This window comes from Psychrobacter sp. 78a-MNA-CIBAN-0178 (assembly GCF_040309625.1).
In the GTDB taxonomy this organism is placed as follows: Bacteria; Pseudomonadota; Gammaproteobacteria; order Pseudomonadales; family Moraxellaceae; genus Psychrobacter; species Psychrobacter okhotskensis.
The window spans coordinates 21,199-39,344 of record NZ_JBEOOZ010000025.1 but is presented as its reverse complement, the minus strand read 5'-3'; the positions used below and the strand labels follow the sequence as shown (position 1 = coordinate 39,344).

14 protein-coding genes are annotated in these 18,146 nt (G+C 44.3%); 2 read left to right on the top strand and 12 right to left on the bottom strand.

Translation table 11 applies throughout. The features are described 5' to 3' along the window. Positions 1-248: 248 nt before the first annotated feature. Positions 249-683, top strand: a complete 435-nt coding sequence (locus AAEY80_RS12035) for an MCR_0457 family protein (RefSeq protein ID WP_025650574.1) — start codon at positions 249-251, stop codon at positions 681-683. 558 nt (positions 684-1,241) lie between these two features. Next, positions 1,242-2,408, top strand: a complete 1,167-nt coding sequence (locus tag AAEY80_RS12030; RefSeq protein WP_025650576.1) for a D-alanyl-D-alanine carboxypeptidase family protein — start codon at positions 1,242-1,244, stop codon at positions 2,406-2,408. A 192-nt stretch (positions 2,409-2,600) separates the two neighbouring features. Here the strand turns inward: AAEY80_RS12030 and AAEY80_RS12025 are convergent, their stop codons facing one another. The 12 genes from AAEY80_RS12025 to AAEY80_RS11970 form a co-directional block, all read right to left on the bottom strand. After that, on the bottom strand, positions 2,601-4,559 hold the full coding sequence (locus AAEY80_RS12025; RefSeq protein WP_101211620.1) for a sensor histidine kinase: 1,959 nt from the start codon (positions 4,557-4,559) through the stop codon (positions 2,601-2,603). A 168-nt stretch (positions 4,560-4,727) separates the two neighbouring features. Beyond that, entirely contained in the window at positions 4,728-6,149 is a 1,422-nt protein-coding gene (gene der / locus AAEY80_RS12020; protein WP_025650578.1) for a ribosome biogenesis GTPase Der, read from the bottom strand. Positions 6,150-6,671: 522 nt separating this feature from the next. Further along, on the bottom strand, positions 6,672-7,880 hold the full coding sequence (bamB, locus tag AAEY80_RS12015; protein ID WP_101211619.1) for an outer membrane protein assembly factor BamB: 1,209 nt from the start codon (positions 7,878-7,880) through the stop codon (positions 6,672-6,674). A gap of 186 nt (positions 7,881-8,066) precedes the next feature. Next, positions 8,067-8,858: a YfgM family protein gene (locus AAEY80_RS12010; RefSeq protein ID WP_101211618.1), complete on the bottom strand. Its 792-nt coding sequence runs from the start codon at positions 8,856-8,858 to the stop codon at positions 8,067-8,069. Positions 8,859-8,907: 49 nt separating this feature from the next. Further along, positions 8,908-10,197, bottom strand: coding sequence for a histidine--tRNA ligase (hisS, locus tag AAEY80_RS12005; RefSeq protein WP_025650581.1), 1,290 nt, complete (start codon positions 10,195-10,197; stop codon positions 8,908-8,910). 90 nt (positions 10,198-10,287) lie between these two features. Then, positions 10,288-11,403 carry a flavodoxin-dependent (E)-4-hydroxy-3-methylbut-2-enyl-diphosphate synthase gene (ispG, locus tag AAEY80_RS12000; protein ID WP_025650582.1) on the bottom strand — a complete coding sequence of 372 codons (1,116 nt, stop codon included), beginning with the start codon at positions 11,401-11,403 and terminating at the stop codon, positions 10,288-10,290. A gap of 61 nt (positions 11,404-11,464) precedes the next feature. Continuing rightward, positions 11,465-12,283 (bottom strand): helix-turn-helix domain-containing protein, encoded by an 819-nt coding sequence (locus AAEY80_RS11995; protein WP_101211617.1) that lies wholly within the window; start codon positions 12,281-12,283, stop codon positions 11,465-11,467. Continuing rightward, entirely contained in the window at positions 12,280-13,215 is a 936-nt protein-coding gene (gene pilW / locus AAEY80_RS11990; RefSeq protein WP_227523224.1) for a type IV pilus biogenesis/stability protein PilW, read from the bottom strand. Before pilW ends, AAEY80_RS11995 begins: the two co-directional genes overlap by 4 nt. A 296-nt stretch (positions 13,216-13,511) precedes the next feature. After that, positions 13,512-14,696, bottom strand: a complete 1,185-nt coding sequence (rlmN, locus tag AAEY80_RS11985; protein WP_407074168.1) for a dual-specificity RNA methyltransferase RlmN — start codon at positions 14,694-14,696, stop codon at positions 13,512-13,514. 506 nt (positions 14,697-15,202) lie between these two features. After that, positions 15,203-15,634, bottom strand: a complete 432-nt coding sequence (gene ndk, locus AAEY80_RS11980; protein WP_025650586.1) for a nucleoside-diphosphate kinase — start codon at positions 15,632-15,634, stop codon at positions 15,203-15,205. 450 nt (positions 15,635-16,084) lie between these two features. Beyond that, positions 16,085-16,504, bottom strand: coding sequence for a lysozyme inhibitor LprI family protein (locus tag AAEY80_RS11975; RefSeq protein ID WP_025650587.1), 420 nt, complete (start codon positions 16,502-16,504; stop codon positions 16,085-16,087). Positions 16,505-16,676: 172 nt separating this feature from the next. Beyond that, positions 16,677-17,966, bottom strand: coding sequence for an adenylosuccinate synthase (locus AAEY80_RS11970; RefSeq protein WP_201576656.1), 1,290 nt, complete (start codon positions 17,964-17,966; stop codon positions 16,677-16,679). Between the last annotated feature and the right edge of the window lie 180 nt (positions 17,967-18,146).

Sequence of the window (18,146 nt, the reverse complement as noted above, 5' to 3'; positions counted from 1 at the left end):
TGTATTCTTGGTCGAAAACAATAGATTAGTGAGGTGCTCTTCTTTTTTCAATCACTTTTAAAGTTGAGAGTGGGGTAAACTTATACTTTTATGCTGACGTAACTTATAGGTTGATGCTACTGATATGTTGCTGCAAAATGCCTTTGGCTCACAATATATCTACACATAAATCAATATTTTATGTGACTTTTGTTTTTTTACCCATTAACATATGACCATTAAATAAAGATAAGCGAGTGTAATACTGAATGAATAATCAATCGATATTATCTATAGCTTCTGTGATAGCAAAGACCGTCTCAAAAATCGGTTTTGCAGGACTGATAACGTCTGTTGCCATGCTGTCTCAAGCGACCAATGCTGCACCCAATCCAGCAACCACTATCCCATTGGATATGTCTGGCATGAATATCACCAAGCACGAGATTGCCGTGATGCAAGTATTGTCTGAGATTTGCCCGCCGATGCTAAATGGTAAACAGAAACAGCGTTTTTATAAGTCTTATACGGTACAGCTGCATGAATTGATGCCATCGCTAGAAGACCCAAAAGCGGCGATTCAATATCTATCAACACAGCAAGACTATCGCCAGATATTACAAGGCATCCGTAGCTGGACCATGGGCTTCTCTAAACAAGAAAATAAAGCCTTGTGCGAAGATTTGGCGAACGCTGAATATTAATGGATAATTAATAGATGCTTTCGTTGTATGACAAAAGTAGAACTTTTGCTAAGTCTAGAAATATTACTCTGTACAATCCTTTCTATTATTCACTTGGACATTAACAGCAATAAATAATGATAAAAAATATAGATATTGCTGCCTTTGCCTTATTGAGTTAAGCAAATAGAACGCTAGCGCGACGAGCTTTATAAGTGAGCTTATCGCGTCTAGGAAAAGCTTGCTGTCACCCCACTGCTCCATTGCAGTTGGTGCGGCAAGCTTTTTTGTGGCAAGTAAAAAAACATGCATAAATCTCAATATACCTAAAAGCCTTTTAAGTATTGCCTGCCTTTTTCAGTTGCGTCCTATTTTTTTTATTTATCGATTCCCCATCGGTTGGCATTTTGCTAAGATAAGGCGTTAATTTTATGTCCGTCGCTCAGGCCTCGTTTTCCTCACACATTGGCTCTTTTAAAACCTTATGTTTGAGACATAGGGTTTGAAATAACGTATGAGGTTTAGTACTAGCCATGATGCGATAGATACATTTGGTTCCATGATGCGGTGTAACAATCTATGACAGTAAAGCGTGTAAAAAAACAGCTGGTGCAGCTGGTCGTTGGTATGAGTATTTCTATGAGTGCGGTGATGGCGAGCGCTGCCATTCAGCCACCTGAGATGGAAAATACAGCCTATGTGCTAATGGACTACAATACTGGTGAAATATTGGCACAAAAAAATGCCAAACAAGCTCTCCCACCAGCGTCTTTGACGAAAATGATGACCAGTTACATCATTGAGCAGCGCTTAGCGTCAGGTGATCTTAAAGAAGACGAACAAGTATTGATGAGTCAAAATGCTTGGTGCCGTGGTAGTAGCAGTCAATCTTGTATGTATGTGCCAGTGAACCAAAAGGCCAGCGTTATTGATATGCTGCGCGGTATTATCATTCAATCAGGTAATGATGCCTCAAAAGCCATGGCGGAGCATATTGCTGGTAGCGAAGATTCATTTGCCATCCTAATGAATGAGCAAGCAGAAAAGCTGGGTATGGAGAATACCCACTTCGTCAACTCTACGGGTATGCCTGACGAAGGTCATGAAGCCTCGGCGTTGGATTTGGCCAAACTAGCCCGTGCTATTATCAAAAACAGCGGTGACTATTATGGTATTTATGCCGAAAAAGAGTTTACCTACAATGGTATTACCCAAGGTAACCGTAATGCCCTACTCGCCACTGACTCTACCGTTGATGGCCTAAAAACAGGTCATACTGATGCCGCTGGCTATTGCTTGGTTGCGTCAAGTAACCGTGAAGGCATGCGTCTAATCTCTGTCATCATGGGTACCGAAAGCCAGCAAGCGCGTGCCGATCAGTCACGTGAGCTACTCAACTGGGGCTTTGGCCACTTCACGACCGTAACCAAGGCACCGGCTGGCCAGTTCGTGAGCAAAATCCCTGTATGGTTCGGGGAAGCAGAGGAAGTAGAGCTGACTACAGGTGATAATCTGCAAATTCTAACCAGTAAAACGCAGAAGAACAAAATCACGACCGTAGTTGATATCCCTGAAAGCTTAGAAGCGCCTATCAAAAAAGGTCAAGAAGTTGGCAAAATGATGGCAGTCATCGATGGTAAGGCAGTCGCATCAGTGCCTATCATAGCGACCAATGATGTCGAGCAATCAGGCTTTATGAGTCGTATGTGGCAACATGCCGTACGCTGGGTACAAAACTTATTTTAAAGTAAGGCTATTTAGTCATCGCACAAATACTTTTTAAGAGCATGAGTGAATAAAAAAGACGCCTCCAATTTGGGCGTCTTTTTTTGTTTCTATACTGAGTTATAGCTATACTAATTGATACTTATATCTATTGCTTTTAAAGCAATTAAGCTCAAAGTGAATACTTTTGAAGTAAGCCACTTTTGAGATAAGCTATGCCCATATTAGCCAACTTTTCAGCAGATTACTTAAGGCTTTATCTTCATAAGCTGCGCTATAACAGTAATCGATACCAGCCGCTTTTAAGCCATGCTCAAAGCTGTCTAAGTATTGCGCTTGATGCGGCGCGTACCAGTAGACCAATAGCGCGCGGTTCTCACTCTCGTAGCTTTCAAACTGGCGAATACGCTTGGCGATAACTTCAGCGATGCCTGCGGACACATCTTCTGCAAACATCACCATATCGACTTTCTTCGTATGCAGTGCTTCGATCACAAGATGTTCATGCTGGTGACAGATGACTGTCGCCCCTAAACGCTCAAGCTCATCTACCAAAACTCCCGTTTCATGATCATAGTAGTAAACTACGTCCAATCCAGCCAATAGTTTTTGCTGACGAACGTGGGTTTTTTTGGGTAGAGGAATGGTGAGTATAAACTGCGTACCGACGCCTAGAGCGCTTTCAACTTCGATAGTTGCACTCATCAGCTGAGCGATTTGTTTGACCACCGGCAAGCCGATACCTGTCCCTTCGTACTGCCGAGTTTGTGAGGAATCTATCTGAAAAAATGGATTAAAAATATCATCGATATAATCGCTCTCGATACCAATCCCCGTATCTTTGATAGTAATTTGCCAGCGGTTACTATTGTCAAAATGGGTCAATTGCGAGCTGATACTCACTTGTCCCACTGGTGTAAACTTAATTGCATTGCTCAGGAGTATTGATAATATCTGTTTTATTTTGCTCGCATCGCCTTCGAGCGTATAGTCTATATGGTGAATATGACTGACTAACGCCAAGCCTTTTTGTTTAGCAGCACACTCAACATCCGCTAACAGATCAGCGATTAACTGTAAGGGGTTAAATTCACTAAAATGTAGGCTAACTTGACCCTTTTGTATTTGATTCAATTGAATGATTTGGTCAAGCGACAATACCAATTTTTCACTGCCATTACGGATGATATCAACCGCATCTTTTTGCTCATTATTTAAGCGCTCATCATCTAATAGATGCAAGCCGCCAACAATCGCATTCAATGATGTTTTTAATTCGTGAGTGATCATACTTTGAAAGTTATGCAACTGCACATCTAAAGACAAGTCCTTATGGTGTAGCTGCTGCTCAAAGACGGCAAGGGCTTCGTAGTCTTGTTTGGCCGCTTGTAGGCGATCAAACAAAGTTATAAAGGTCTGTTTGATTTGCACCAGTTCTTGAAACTCAAACTGCTGCGGGATCACTGGCAGCTGTTCAAGCTCTGGGTTCTTACTAACGATCTCACACACCTCGGTTAGCGCTGCGATGTCTTTGACAGGCCAGCTGAGCTTACGCAGAATGTATAGCGCCCAAATAATAGCGAGCATGGTAGTGATAAGCCATAACAACAGGTTGCTACGAAACCAATTGGCCCGCAACTTATCTACATCTAAAGTGATATTAATATAGCCAACCAAGGCACTATTATCGGTTAAGGCTTCAGGGGCTGCCAGCTCAAGCGTGTTGTCTGATAAAAGCGTGTTTGGTTGCTGAGTGGCGTTTATCGTTGCAGCACTATCGTCAACGATATCATCACTGATGACTGGATAATTAAAGCTGACCGTACTGGCAAACAAAGCGTTTTGCCAGTCATCGTTTGACTGATAGGCGGTGAACCTATCTATATCAGCAATAGGCTGCGGCGTTGAATAAAATAGGATGCTTTGGATATTTGGTTCTGCCGCCAACAGAATGCTGACTTGCTTGGCAACAGTGTCGGCACCATCTACTGTCGACGCACTGCTTGTCAGTAAGGCGGCCAATTGCTGAATATGACGATGCTTCTGTTGATAATGATGCACCAAACCGTAAATAAAAGACAATAAAATACCAGCCAATACAGCCAAAATGATGGCTTGCACGACCGAGCGCCAGATAAGCTTAGGAAGGGTTTGCAGCGGTTGGTTGTTCATGTCACTCAACTGAGTTAAGACGACTGTTTATTTATACTACAGGTATTTGTAAGATATGGTAAGAGCAACATGCACATACTGTGTTGCAGCCTTGTTATAACAAAGCTGCAGTGAGTCTATATTTATAAATAAAATTATAAACATTTAAAGGCAGGTAAAACCGTTGTTTTAACGCGGTTTTTTATCTTTTGTGGTGAACTTCTGCGTTCGATTACGCTCACGTTGACGTAACTGTTGCGCTTTTGCTTTGGTTGGCGTATCACTTTTATTAGCGTAAGGATTTTCGTTGAGCTTAAAGACCACATTAAGCGGCGTACCTTCGAGCTTAAACACCTGACGGAATTGGTTTTCTAGATAACGCTGATAGCTCTTAGGGAGCGAGCCAGTTTGGTTACCATGAATGACAATCACGGGTGGATTGTGACCACCGATATGCGCATAGCGTAACTTGATACGGCGACCAGCGACCGTCGGTGGTGGATTGGCAGTCACGGCATCTTGTAAAATCTGAGTCAAACGGTTGGTCGACACTTCAAACATAGAGGACTGATAAGCACGCAGGATAGATGGATATAAATTACCCACGCCAGTGCCATGTAATGCTGAGATTAGATGCACTTTTACATACGGAATAAAATTAAAGCGGCGATCCATCTCAATTTTGATATAGTCTCTTTGATCTTGAGTCAGACCGTCCCACTTATTGATTGCTACGACTAAAGCACGACCGGCATCAAGGGCGTAACCAATCATATGCAAATCTTGATCGACGATTCCTTCATGAGCATCAATGACAATAACCGTGACGTTGGAGTCTTCAATGGCTTGCAAGGTTTTGATAACTGAAAATTTCTCTACTTTTTCATCGATTTTACCACGACGACGGACACCAGCCGTATCAATCAATACGTAGTCTTTGCCATCGCGCTTATAAGGGATATAAATACTGTCACGCGTGGTGCCAGGCATATCGAACACCACAACGCGGTCTTCACCCAATAGACGGTTCACCAAGGTGGATTTTCCCACGTTTGGACGACCGATAATGGCAAGCTTTAAACCTCTCGGCTCTACCACTGCATCTTGTTCAGGCATATCAGCAGTCAGAATTTCGAGCAAGTTACCGATACCGCGACCATGGCTGGCTGCCATCGGATACGGCTCGCCCAACCCTAAAGCATAAAATTCTGCAGGGGCAGAGTCATGGACACCATCGACTTTGTTGGCAACCACATAGACCGGCTTGCCAAGGGTGTGCAAGAACTTACCGATTTCGGCATCAGCGCCAATCATCCCAGCCCGTGCATCAACCACAAACACAATGATATCCGCTTCGTGAATGGCAGTATGCGACTGTTCAGACATGTAGTCATCGATGTTGCCGCTGCCATCATCCGCTTCACCAATACCGCCCGTATCGACGACGATAAAGGCTTTGCCTTCATATACCGCATCGCCGTATTGACGGTCACGAGTCAATCCTGACAAATCAGCAACCAGTGCCTGCCGACTTTTAGTGAACTGATTAAATAAGGTAGATTTACCGACGTTTGGACGACCAATTAAGGCGACCACAGGCTTGATACTCATGGGTTACTCTCAGTGAAGGGCACAATGACGGACAAGACAGTTACTCGCTTAATAATACGAGTAAACATGCTGTGCTTGAACGTAAACTAAAATGAATGATAAATATAAAACGATATAGTCAATCCTCTATAAATTAGATACGGTGTCAGTCTCGTTTAGTCTACTATTTGTAGTACTTTCACTCGCCTTTCTTGTCTCTAAATTATATTAAACCGACTATAGCAATAAAAAGGTATTATTTACTATTTTGCAATAAATAGATGGTATGCCTAGAGACAGCATTATTTATGAATACTGTCTCCAGATACCATACATAGGCATTACCTACCGCTATTATATAGAGATAATGCCGACAGCGCATCGGTCGCATAGAGTACGCGAAACCCTGTCGTTAAACAAGCCATTTACACAAGGCATGAAACGCTGACAAAGCAGCGTTTATATCTCTTAGCATCGACATTAAACAGTACGCTTAGTCATAGGCTTAAAAAAACCATTGATAAAGCGCCTGTTCATCAAGTCTTAGCGAGCTAATTGCCAGATAGCAACTTGGCCTGAGGTACTTTGGGTCAGCAAGCGGCTACCTTGAGCTTGCAAGTTGGTAAGCGCGCCTTTGGTCTCTACACGGCTGACGATTTTTCCGCTAGCAGGGTCAAATAAATGCACAACCCCATCATAATCACCCACTGCAATATAGTTCCCAATCATGACAGGGTTGGTTAAGTGGCGATAAGCCAGCTCTTCACTTTCCCATAGCATCTCACCATTGCTACGATCATAAGCGACTACTTTTCCGTCTAAGCTGGTGGCAATGACTTGCTGATTGTTTACCGCTAGCGCTTTTAGGCTGGCAAGATCATTGACAAACATCACTTGACGTGACGCCAAGTCAATCCCTAATAGTTGCCCACTATAGCTGATAGCAAACAGCTGATTATTATTGACGACAGGCTTGCCGTCAACATCGCTCATACGCTCAACTTCACTACTGCCCGCGCCCACGCCCACACGTCTTGACCACTGCGGTAGACCGCTATCGGTGGTCACTGCATGCAAACGTCCATCAGCCGTTGCCAATAATGCTGTTTTTTCATCTAACAACGTCGGTGCCGCACTACCGCGCACACTGATAGCAGGTACTTGAGTGGCGAACTGCCATACCAACTGACCAGTCTGTAGTGATAAGCCGTGCAAGAAGCCATCATTGGCCGACAAAATCACCCGATTATTACTAATAAGCGCTGGTGACAGTACCGAACCTGATAACTGTTGCTGCCAGCGTTTTGCGCCAGTCGCACTATCAAAAGCCATGACTCGCCCGCTACGTGTACTGACAATTGCAGTTTGGCTCAAGGCATCTATTGCCACGCCGCCTGTGATTTGATCACCGACATTGACCGACCATGACTCTTGACCAGCGCTATTAAAGCCGGTCAAATCACCACCGCGTGATGCCGTTACTATTTGACCATTGGCATATCCGACCTGTAAATCTAATGGGTCTTTTTTGCTGGCTTTTCTGTTACCGACATCAGTGCTAAATACAGGCTGTAGCACGCTAATAGGCTGAGCAATTTGCACCAGTTTTACAGGATCGTTAACGACAGGTTTGATACCGCGATTACAGCCAACGACAGCCGTTGCCAGTGCTGCGATGACAGCCACGTGCATGACAGTCGTCTTGATGGTCTTAGCCTTTAACGTGTTGCTAGAGCGAATAGATTGAGTCATGATAGGTTCTCACTACAAATAAATTAATCATTAATAAATTAGCCATCAGTAAATAGGCAATTGAGCAGTAATAAAAAAGTCCGGTACATTCCCGCTACATTGGTACCGACTGTTAATACTGCTCTGCTGACTTACTGCGCTACTTAGTTTGTAGAACGGTTTGAGTTACGATATAAATCATTAAAACTAAGAGGGTTGCTCGGCGGTAGCGGTATTTTCCTCAATGACTAATGGCTGCTCAGCAGTAGCAGGCTCTTGCAGCAGGCCAGCTTGCGGCTCAATAGGCTCAGGCACGATACCCAAACTTTCCATCTTTAAAGCCAATACCGCACGCGTTTCTTGACGACTACGTAACAATTCCCAAGCATTGTTATAAGACTTAATCGCTGAGTCTTTATTGTCTTGCACCAGATAAATATCACCCAGCAGCTCTTGCTGACTGGCTTCAAAGGAGCTTGGCATATCGTTGTTGGCTTCGGCTAAGGCTGCATCTGCATCACCAGCCGCCAATAGCGTCTTAGCATAACGCAGACGAGTAATCGCAGTCAGACCCGCATCACCCAAATCGATTGCCAGCGCTTTTTTTAGCGTCTCACTTGCGCCTGTAAAGTCATCACCATCAACCTGTTGACGCGCTTTAATCATCAGCGCTTGCCACGCATAGACGGAGTCACCATGCGTGCTGACCAAGTCATCAATGTCTTTATTAAGCTGCGTACGGCTGTCTGATAGTGCTGCTTTTGCCTCTGCTTCTAAATCTGGATTTTGTGACGCCAGACTGACTTCTTCATTCAATCGCTGGATGTCCGCATAGTGATCGGCAGCAACCGTATCCACACGGGCATGATTGTCCTGCCAATATGTCCAGCCAAAATAAGCGGCCAGTGCCAACAAAATCGCAGTGACAATATAGCTGCCGTATTGCTTTAACGCTTGCATTGAGTTGTCTGCATTCGGCGAATTGGGTGTCAGAGCCATAGGTAGTTACCTGATAAAATTGTTATTAAGTTGCTGATGCTAAAGCGGTTCAGTGACGAGAAAAGTGCTCTTTACTCGATAGCCAATCCTGCGCGACCGTCTGTTGCTCACCTGTCTGCATGTCTTTGATGCTAATAGTCTGATCATCCAGCTCTTGCTGCGCAATAATAACCGTCAACGCAGCGCCCGATTTGTCCGCTTTTTTCATTTGCGCCTTTAGACTCGTCGCACTTGCCATTTTTACCCGCACATCTGGACGGCTATAACGCAAACGTTGTGCATAGCCAATACCCGCACCATAAACATCGGGATGAGCCACGACAAAGACATCGCAAGCTGGCACATCAGCAATCGGAGCGACAGCTTCCATGAGTAACAATAAACGCTCAAGTCCCATGGCAAAACCAACCGCAGGCTCAGACTTCATCGGCTTGCTACTATCGCTACCGATTGATTTTAGCTGTCCAATTAAACCATCGTAGCGCCCACCGGCACAAACGGTCGCTTGGCTACCAAGCTTGTCAGTGACCCACTCAAAGACGGTTTTGTTATAGTAATCAAGACCGCGTACTAGATGCGGGTTAATCTCAAAACTGATGCCAAGGTCGGTCAAATACGCTTGCACTTGTTCAAAATGTGCGACGCTCTCTGCTCCTAAGAAGTCAGCCAGCTTTGGTGCATCTGCCAATACTGCTTGGGTACTCGCCTCTTTACTGTCTAAAATACGCAGCGGATTGGTCGTCAAGCGGCGTTTGCTATCATCGTCTAGCTGCTCTTGTTTGTCCGTTAAATAAGTAACCAGCGCCTCACGATAAGCATGGCGCTCATCCAGCTCGCCCAAGCTATTTAACTGCAAATGCATCTCATCTTTTAGACCCAGCTCTTGCCACATCAGATGCGTCATAGCAATTAATTCAGCGTCGGCATCCGCTAGCGCACTGCCAAAGCTCTCGACACCCAATTGATGAAACTGGCGGTAGCGACCTTTTTGTGGACGCTCATAGCGGAACATCGGGCCGATATACCAAAGCTTAGGCGTATCACCACGCAGCAAATTGTGCTCAATCACTGCACGTACCGCCCCAGCTGTACCTTCAGGACGCAATGCTAAGGGCGTTGGTGGCTCGGACTTATCGGTAAAGCTATACATCTCTTTTTCGACGATGTCGGTTGCCCCGCCGATAGCACGGGCAAATAAGTCGGTTTGTTCTACGATAGGCAGGCGAATGTGTTCATAACCGTATCTACCCAATACATCAGCCAATATCGACTCTAAGTGCAGCCATTTTGCGGATTGGTCAGGCAAAATATCATTAAACCCTTTAATAGCTTTAATCATGGTACGGTTGTATCCTTAAAAATTTTAACAAGTATTCTATTATTGTTGTCATGCTTTAAAGAACGCTACTGGAATCTGAATTATCCCAGCTTATTTTACTCGAATAATTTCATTCTCACGTTTTTTGGCCAATTCTTCTGCGTGCGCGCGAACCATACCTTCTATCTCATCGACCAAATTTTCGGTATCAATCAGATGGCTTTTCTCACCCATACGGTACACCAACGATTTTGGTGCAGCACCGACAATACCAATATCCGCTTCTTTCGCTTCACCCGGACCATTTACCTTACAGCCAATCACGGACAGGTTCATCGGCTCACGGATGTCTTCTAAACGCGACTCAAGCGCAGTCATCACTCTAATCACATCAAACTCTTGACGCGAGCAGCTTGGACAAGCAATAAAGTTCACGCCGTTAGATCGAATATTAAGCGATTTTAAAATATCAAAACCAATTTTAATCTCTTCTTCTGGCTCTGCTGCCAAGGAGATACGAATAGTATCACCAATACCATCTAGCAATAAGCCACCAAGAGCAATGGCTGACTTGACCGCGCCTGTGCGATAGACACCCGCTTCGGTCACGCCTAAATGCAGTGGATTGTCAATTTGAGCAGAGATAAGACGATAGGCATCCAAGGTCAAAAACACATTGCTGGCTTTAACCGAGACTTTGTATTGATCAAAGTTCAGACGCTCCAAAATATCGATATGACGCATCGCTGACTCCAGCATTGCCTCGCCAGTTGGCTCGGTATACTTACGCTGAATGTCTTTTTCTAGGGAGCCTGCATTGACGCCAATACGAATCGGAATATTGTAATGCTTGGCACAAGCGACGACTTCACGTACTTTGGCGTCGCTACCGATATTACCCGGGTTAATACGTAGACAATCCGCACCCGCTTCGGCAACCGCTAGCGCAATCTTATGATCAAAATGTACATCGGCGATCAATGGGACGCTGACCAGCTTGCGAATCTCACCAAAGGCTTTGACCGTATCCATCGTGGGTGTCGATACGCGCATCAGATCCGCGCCCGCTTCGACGCAGCGCTCAATTTGCGCCACGGTCGCTGCCACATCACAGGTGTCGGTGTTGGTCATGCTTTGCACACTAATCGGTGCATCGCCACCAATCGCAACATCACCAACATAGATTTTTTTGGTCAGACGACGGTTAATAGGCGATGGCATTGACATACATAAATCCTTTAATCAGAACTGAAAAAACAATAGGCGAAGAGGTAAAAAGGCAGAAAGACTAAGGAGCCAACTCAAAACTGGCCTGCTTATCCGTAGCATAGGTATCTAAGGCGACGGCTTCTTGATTGAGCATTAAGCTGACGTTATCGACATTATCAATCTGCACATTAAATGGTGGCATGCCTGACAATTGGTAGTCACCAGCTGTCTGCGCGCCATTCATCAAGTTGCTACCAGAAGCGTCAGTAATACTAATAACGGCATTATCCGTAATCTTGATATCCAAAGCCGCCACACTGGTATTGGCATCACCGCCCAAATTTAGTGCAGAGCCAGACGCGCCGACCCCATTGGCATCGGTGTTGACTGCAGCACCTTGTGCTTGCTCTATGGCTGAGATATCCTCGACAGCTGCCGCTGGCTCTTGGTTATTCTCTTTGCTCGCATTGCTCACCATACGAAATAAAAATATCGCTAAGATGATTAGCGCGATAACGCCTATGATTAATAGGGGGTTAAAGCGAATACGGTTGTGCGTATCACGCTGCAATGTACCCATTGGGCGCAAAGGCGTGTCTATATTGCTTGCCGACTGGGCTTTTAGCTCTTTGGGATAAGCGGCATCGAAACTGCTCGCTATTTTTACCGGATCTAAGCCCAAAAATTTGGCATAATTAATCGCAAAACCACGAGCAAAAGCCGCTTGCGGTAGCTCAGAGAAGTTTTCACTCTCTAGCGCTTGCAAATGACGCTTTAAAATAAATAGCTCAGCTGCCACCTCTTCTAAGCTGATTTGTTTATTTTTTCGGGCTTGCTGCAATACGGCACCAAATGATCCCTGCGGGTTAGATTGAGTGTTTGATGATGGGGTGATCATTTCCATGGTGCCTCTGGATTATTAAGCCAAGTCTTAAGTTGTTTTGCCTCATCGCTTAACGGGTAAGCCGATAAAAGCTGCTGTGCCAATTGTTGGCGCGTTGTCTTGTTGTTTTGTACAGCGGCAATTTTGATGCCTTGCAACAGTAAGCGTGGGCTAATACCCTGCCCTTGTACCAGCATCAAAGTCTCGTCATAGAGCCGCTGCGCTTGCTGCACACGCTGCTGCTCAAGCAATAAGTCTACCAATTCAATATGGGCGATAATACTATTGCGATTGCCATCTAATGCCCGCAAGAATGCTTTGGCTGCTGCTGGATGATCATTGAGTTGCAGATAGGTGCGACCCAAGTTTTCTAGCGCGCCAATACGGCCTTCGTAACCCAATGCTGCACCGGCGATTTCAAACTGCGCCGCCGCTTCTTGGTAACGCTTCATTTGCGACAAATAAACGCCGTAATTATTGTGCGCTTGCTCAAAATCTTTATCAAGCGCGATGGCTTTTTTAAAATACTGGTCGGCTTTTTCAAGATTGATGCGGCTGCCTTCTTGCTGCAACAAAACGCCCATCATATCATAGGCTGGCGCGTAACGGCTATCAGCAGCAAAGGCTTTTTCTAACTGACGCTGCGCGGTATCAAGCTCGTTTTTGCGGATATATTGCGCAGCAAGCGAGGTGCGCACACGAGCGATTTCTTGTTGATCCAAGTTGCGATTGTCACTCGGTCGCGTGGACGTTTGATAAGGGGTGCTACCCGTTAGATCATTGGTCGTCGTGCTTTGACAGCCGCTCACTAGCAAGCCTGCCAATGCACTTGCCAGCAGCATACGCTTTGGCGTAGTCAGTGACTCAAGCGCTGATATCAACGGCTTGAATGCCGAAAGAAAGGGTTTTTGATATTTGAACTGACAAGAATCTTTAGAAGTCATCATAGCCGCCATCATAAAACTGTGGTTCAGTACAGAGGATCAAAGAAGCATCAGTTTAATAGATTTAGCCCCCATAAGTACAATTTAGTTACTATTAATTGTGGTCTTCATGATTATTAGCCGTTGTGACTACAATTTTATTACCGTTGTGATGGATAAAAGACAGCTAATGAGTAGAAATTGATAGATTGTTCATCACTTTTATCCATACCGTCTTTAATTATTGACACCAGTCTAAACGGTTAATACCGCCCCTATCCATGCTACTTTAAACCATCAATATTACAAACGGCATCACCCTAAACGTTTTCACGGTCTTTGATACTTTGCTGCCACGCCGCTGAGCGACGTGTTCTATCAGCCACTTGTCCGACTAATTGACCGCAGGCCGCATCAATATCATCACCACGGGTTTGGCGAATCGTACAGACAAATCCTGCTTGGCTCAAAATATCACTAAAGGCATGAATACGATTGTTGCTTGATTTGTCGTAATTGGCATGTGGAAACGGATTAAATGGTATCAGATTAATTTTGCTTGGCAAATCACCTAGTAAAGCAACCAATTGATGAGCGTGCTCGTTGCTATCATTGACACCATCAAGCATCACATATTCAATGGTCACATGCTTTTTATGGCGCGGATTCACGTCATAAACATAATTGCGAGCGGCTGCCATCAACTCTTCTAGCGGGTATTTCTTATTAATCGGCACTAGCTCATTACGCAGCTCATCATTGGGTGCGTGCAGTGAAATCGCCAGTGCCACATCGATATCTTGTGCCAACTGATACATTTTTGGCACGACCCCTGAGGTTGATAATGTCACCCGACGCTTTGACAAACCGTAGGCGTGATCACTCAGCATCAGCTCCATCGAGCCAACCACTGGCTTATAGTTTAGTAATGGCTCGCCCATGCCCATCATCACCACGTTGGTCACGTTATTTTCCCACAAGCTATGATCAACGTTGTCTAAACTGTCATTTTCATCAGTCATATAAGAAGCATTAGCTACCCAAAGCTGTCCGATGATTTCAGCTGCCGTCAAATCGCGCTCAAAGCCCTGTTTGCCAGTACTACAGAAACTACAATCTAACGCACAGCCAACTTGTGAAGACACGCACAAAGTCTTACGGCCGTTTACTTTGCTGTCATCTGCTGGAATCAGTACCGTCTCAACCAAAGAGCCGCCAGTGACTTCAAACACCCATTTGCGCGTACCATCATCACTATATTGACGATGAATCACTTTTGGCGGAACGACGCAAGCATTGGCTGACAGTTTATCGCGCAGTGACTTACTCAGATTGGTCATCTGCTCAAAATCTGTGACGCCGTGCTGATATATCCATTTAACCACTTGCGTCGCTCGAAACGGCTTTTCGCCAATACTCTTAAAGTAATCGGCCAATTGCGCTTGTGTCATCCCCAATAGATTGGTCTTGGCCTGCGCTTCATCTACTAGCTTAATACTACTCATAGGCTTAGTAGGTACGTGCTGGATGGGTGTTTGAACAGTTGACATAATAGGTAACCTTTTTGCATAAGCTTAGATAAGCACTGCAATTATTTGTATGAATGTTGCCACGAGCAATGCATGAGCAATCCGTTATGAGCGTATTTTTTATCGATGCTGGTGTGAGCACTGAGCATTTATGAATACCGAACTTTGATAAATGCCAGCAATTTGATAAAAGAATGCTGATAAGGGATTGATAACGCTACATAAAGTCAATAATGAGGCAAGTCATTAAGGATTTCAATGAATAATACAGATTATTATAATAGCTAAAACGGCTTATACCCATAAGATATAAGCCGTATTCTCACACCAGTTATTAACAATTAATTTTGTTAATAATAGCTGAATAGTGAATTAAATATAGAGCTGGTACAAGGCAGACGAGCGCAAATCGTAGCTAGCTCATCAAAGCCGGTACATTAAGCGAGTCTGACACAGTAACAGCCTATATTTAGTTTACTATATTAACGCGTACGTGCACAAACTTCATCATCATTGAAGAAGTAGCTGATTTCACGTGCTGCTGATTCAGCTGAATCTGAACCATGAACGGCGTTTTCATCGATGCTACTAGCGAAATCAGCACGGATAGTACCTTCAGCAGCGTCTTTTGGATTAGTAGCGCCCATGATGTCGCGATGCTTAGCGATCGCGTTTTCGCCTTCTAACACTGATACCAATACTGGACCTGACATCATGAAAGATTTTAGGTCATTGTAGAATGGACGCTCAGCGTGCTCAGCGTAAAAACCACCTGCTTTTTCATCATCAAGTTGCATCATTTTTGCTGCAACAATTTTTAGACCAGCTTGTTCGAAGCGGCTATAGATAGCGCCGATGTGGTTGCCAGCAACTGCGTCAGGTTTGATGATAGATAAAGTACGTTCGTTAGCCATGAAAAGCTCCTAATAAATGAAAAATAAAATGATAAATTCAATAAGAAATGAAATAGTAAAAGGGTTATTTTATCTCTGACCACAATGTTGACATAGGTTAGTTTAAACCACTCATTGCTTATCAATACGAAAACATGAGCGCCAACATCGGATTGCTGCCTATTATAATGATTAAGCCTATAAATGATAGGGTTAATTTATGACCGCACCTTGCATAAAAGTAAATTTATAAAGGCGGCATATCTTAAGACAAAGTAAGTATCCGTCAATAGCAGGTACTTACCCTACTTATCCAATCACTGACCATCTTTGTCCTTTATGAGCATGGGACTGGCTAAGCAAAAACGCTATACAAACACTATTAGCGAAAAACCCTCAACATATAAGGCTAAGGGTTTTCGTTAATACGAAGCTATGCAGATCACTGCTTTCAAGCAAGGCTAAAAACAACTACTCGCCTAGGCGGCTGTCTCGACAACTGCCCGCATTACATTCACGCACCCGCTCATTTAAGAAGTTAACGCGACTGGTCGTCGTGCGAGTGGCACAGCCCATATTAACAAAAAATCCATTTTCATCATCATGATAGCTACAACGATCATCACGCTCACGTATCCAAGCCAGTTGTCCACGTTTTAGCGTGGATTTTTGCTTTTTATTGAGCTGTTTGCTCAACTTATTATAAGAGTTATTCAGCTCTTTATCGGCTTGCAAATATACCTTCGTTAAACAGTACAAACCATCAAAGTCATTATTAGGATTATCGCAATTTTCAGCGCCCCAAGAAAGCATAGGTATCATAAAAGCTGCAGAAGTTAACAGCGCTAAAGACGTCTTGCGAACGGAATGCTTAAGAATATTCGTTTTCATCACGTTTTCCTTTTCGTGTATTGATAAAATTAAAGCCACTGATGACATAATACACCGAATTAAACCAAAATAATGTTAGCAAGTCTATTTTTTCATGCAAAAAAAACCCCAATGCTCAGCACTGGGGTTTTATCGCTCAATCTACCTATTAATAGTAGTTTTTTAACACTACTTACGCATCATACGGATCACGCAGTACGATGGTCTCTTCACGGTCAGGACCGGTTGAGATAATATCAACTGGGCAACCAATTAGTGCTTCGATACGTTTGATATATATTTTGGCGTTTTCTGGCAAGTCGTCATAATTGGTGATACCAACCGTTGACTCACTCCACCCTTGTAGCGTTTCGTATTTTGGCGTCACTGACTCATAGAATTCAGCATCATGCGCGCCAGCAAACTCCGTATCTGGCACGTCATAGCCTACCCCAATGAGCAGCTCTTCAAGTCCGTCTAGGACATCAAGCTTGGTCAAGCAAATACCTGATAGTGAGTTCAATACCACTGCACGGCGCAAGGCTTCGGCATCGAACCAACCACAGCGACGTGCACGACCTGTCGTCGCACCAAATTCATGACCAACTCGAGCTAAATGCGCGCCAACATCATCGAACAATTCAGTTGGGAACGGACCACTACCAACACGGGTGGTATAAGCTTTGGTGATACCCAATACGTAGTCTAAGTACAATGGACCAATACCCGTACCAGTCGATACGCCGCCCGCGGTGACGCTTGAGCTGGTCACAAACGGATAAGTACCATGATCGATATCAAGCAATGTACCTTGTGCGCCTTCGAACATCAGGTTCTTGCCAGCCAGTCGCAATTGATTGAGGTCTTCAGTTACATCAGTAACCATGCCTTTGATTTCTACTTTCCACTCTTGGCAAAGCTTAAACGTTTCATCAAAATCAATCGCGTCAACTTTATAATACTGCGTCAGTTGGAAGTTATGATATTCGATTAGATTGCGCAACTTTTCTTCTAAATCATCACGGAATAAATCAGCAAGCTTGATCGCACGGCGCGCCACTTTGTCTTCATAGGCAGGACCGATACCACGACCTGTTGTACCGATTTTGCCAGTACCACGCTTGGCTTCACGCGCCTGATCAAGTGCGACGTGATATGGCATAATCAATGGGCAGTTTGGTGAGATGCGCAGACGCTCACGTACCGGCACGTTGTTGTCTTCTAACTCTTTCATTTCTTTGAGCAATGCGTCTGGTGCTAACACCACGCCATTACCGATGAAGCACGTCACGCCTTCACGTAAGATACCTGATGGGATCAAATGCAAGACCGTGGTTCTGCCATCGACAACTAGCGTGTGACCTGCATTGTGACCGCCTTGAAATCGAGCAACTGCTGAGGCTTTTTCGGTGAGTAAATCGACGATTTTACCCTTACCTTCATCGCCCCATTGGCTACCCAAAACTACGACATTCTTACCCATGATCAATCCTTACCTTTATGTATTGAGGTGTGTGCAATAACGGTTAAAAAACTAAAATGATGTTAAAACTGCTTATAACCTAAGACAGTTTTAAGGTATTTACTATCTGTTTTGCTAAGTACTAACGTATTTTTCGAAAGCGCTTAGCATGATGATTTTTTCTTACACTGGCGGCTATTT

Excerpts from the sequence above, each read along its gene's own strand:
- AAEY80_RS12035 (WP_025650574.1), top strand. The coding sequence starts at position 249 with ATGAATAATCAATCGATATTATCTATAGCTTCTGTGATAGCAAAGACC.
- AAEY80_RS12030 (WP_025650576.1), top strand. The coding sequence starts at position 1,242 with ATGACAGTAAAGCGTGTAAAAAAACAGCTGGTGCAGCTGGTCGTTGGT.
- AAEY80_RS12025 (WP_101211620.1), bottom strand. The coding sequence starts at position 4,559 with ATGAACAACCAACCGCTGCAAACCCTTCCTAAGCTTATCTGGCGCTCG.
- der (WP_025650578.1), bottom strand. The coding sequence starts at position 6,149 with ATGAGTATCAAGCCTGTGGTCGCCTTAATTGGTCGTCCAAACGTCGGT.
- bamB (WP_101211619.1), bottom strand. The coding sequence starts at position 7,880 with ATGACTCAATCTATTCGCTCTAGCAACACGTTAAAGGCTAAGACCATC.
- AAEY80_RS12010 (WP_101211618.1), bottom strand. The coding sequence starts at position 8,858 with ATGGCTCTGACACCCAATTCGCCGAATGCAGACAACTCAATGCAAGCG.
- hisS (WP_025650581.1), bottom strand. The coding sequence starts at position 10,197 with ATGATTAAAGCTATTAAAGGGTTTAATGATATTTTGCCTGACCAATCC.
- ispG (WP_025650582.1), bottom strand. The coding sequence starts at position 11,403 with ATGTCAATGCCATCGCCTATTAACCGTCGTCTGACCAAAAAAATCTAT.
- AAEY80_RS11995 (WP_101211617.1), bottom strand. The coding sequence starts at position 12,283 with ATGATCACCCCATCATCAAACACTCAATCTAACCCGCAGGGATCATTT.
- pilW (WP_227523224.1), bottom strand. The coding sequence starts at position 13,215 with ATGATGACTTCTAAAGATTCTTGTCAGTTCAAATATCAAAAACCCTTT.
- rlmN (WP_407074168.1), bottom strand. The coding sequence starts at position 14,696 with ATGAGTAGTATTAAGCTAGTAGATGAAGCGCAGGCCAAGACCAATCTA.
- ndk (WP_025650586.1), bottom strand. The coding sequence starts at position 15,634 with ATGGCTAACGAACGTACTTTATCTATCATCAAACCTGACGCAGTTGCT.
- AAEY80_RS11975 (WP_025650587.1), bottom strand. The coding sequence starts at position 16,504 with ATGAAAACGAATATTCTTAAGCATTCCGTTCGCAAGACGTCTTTAGCG.
- AAEY80_RS11970 (WP_201576656.1), bottom strand. The coding sequence starts at position 17,966 with ATGGGTAAGAATGTCGTAGTTTTGGGTAGCCAATGGGGCGATGAAGGT.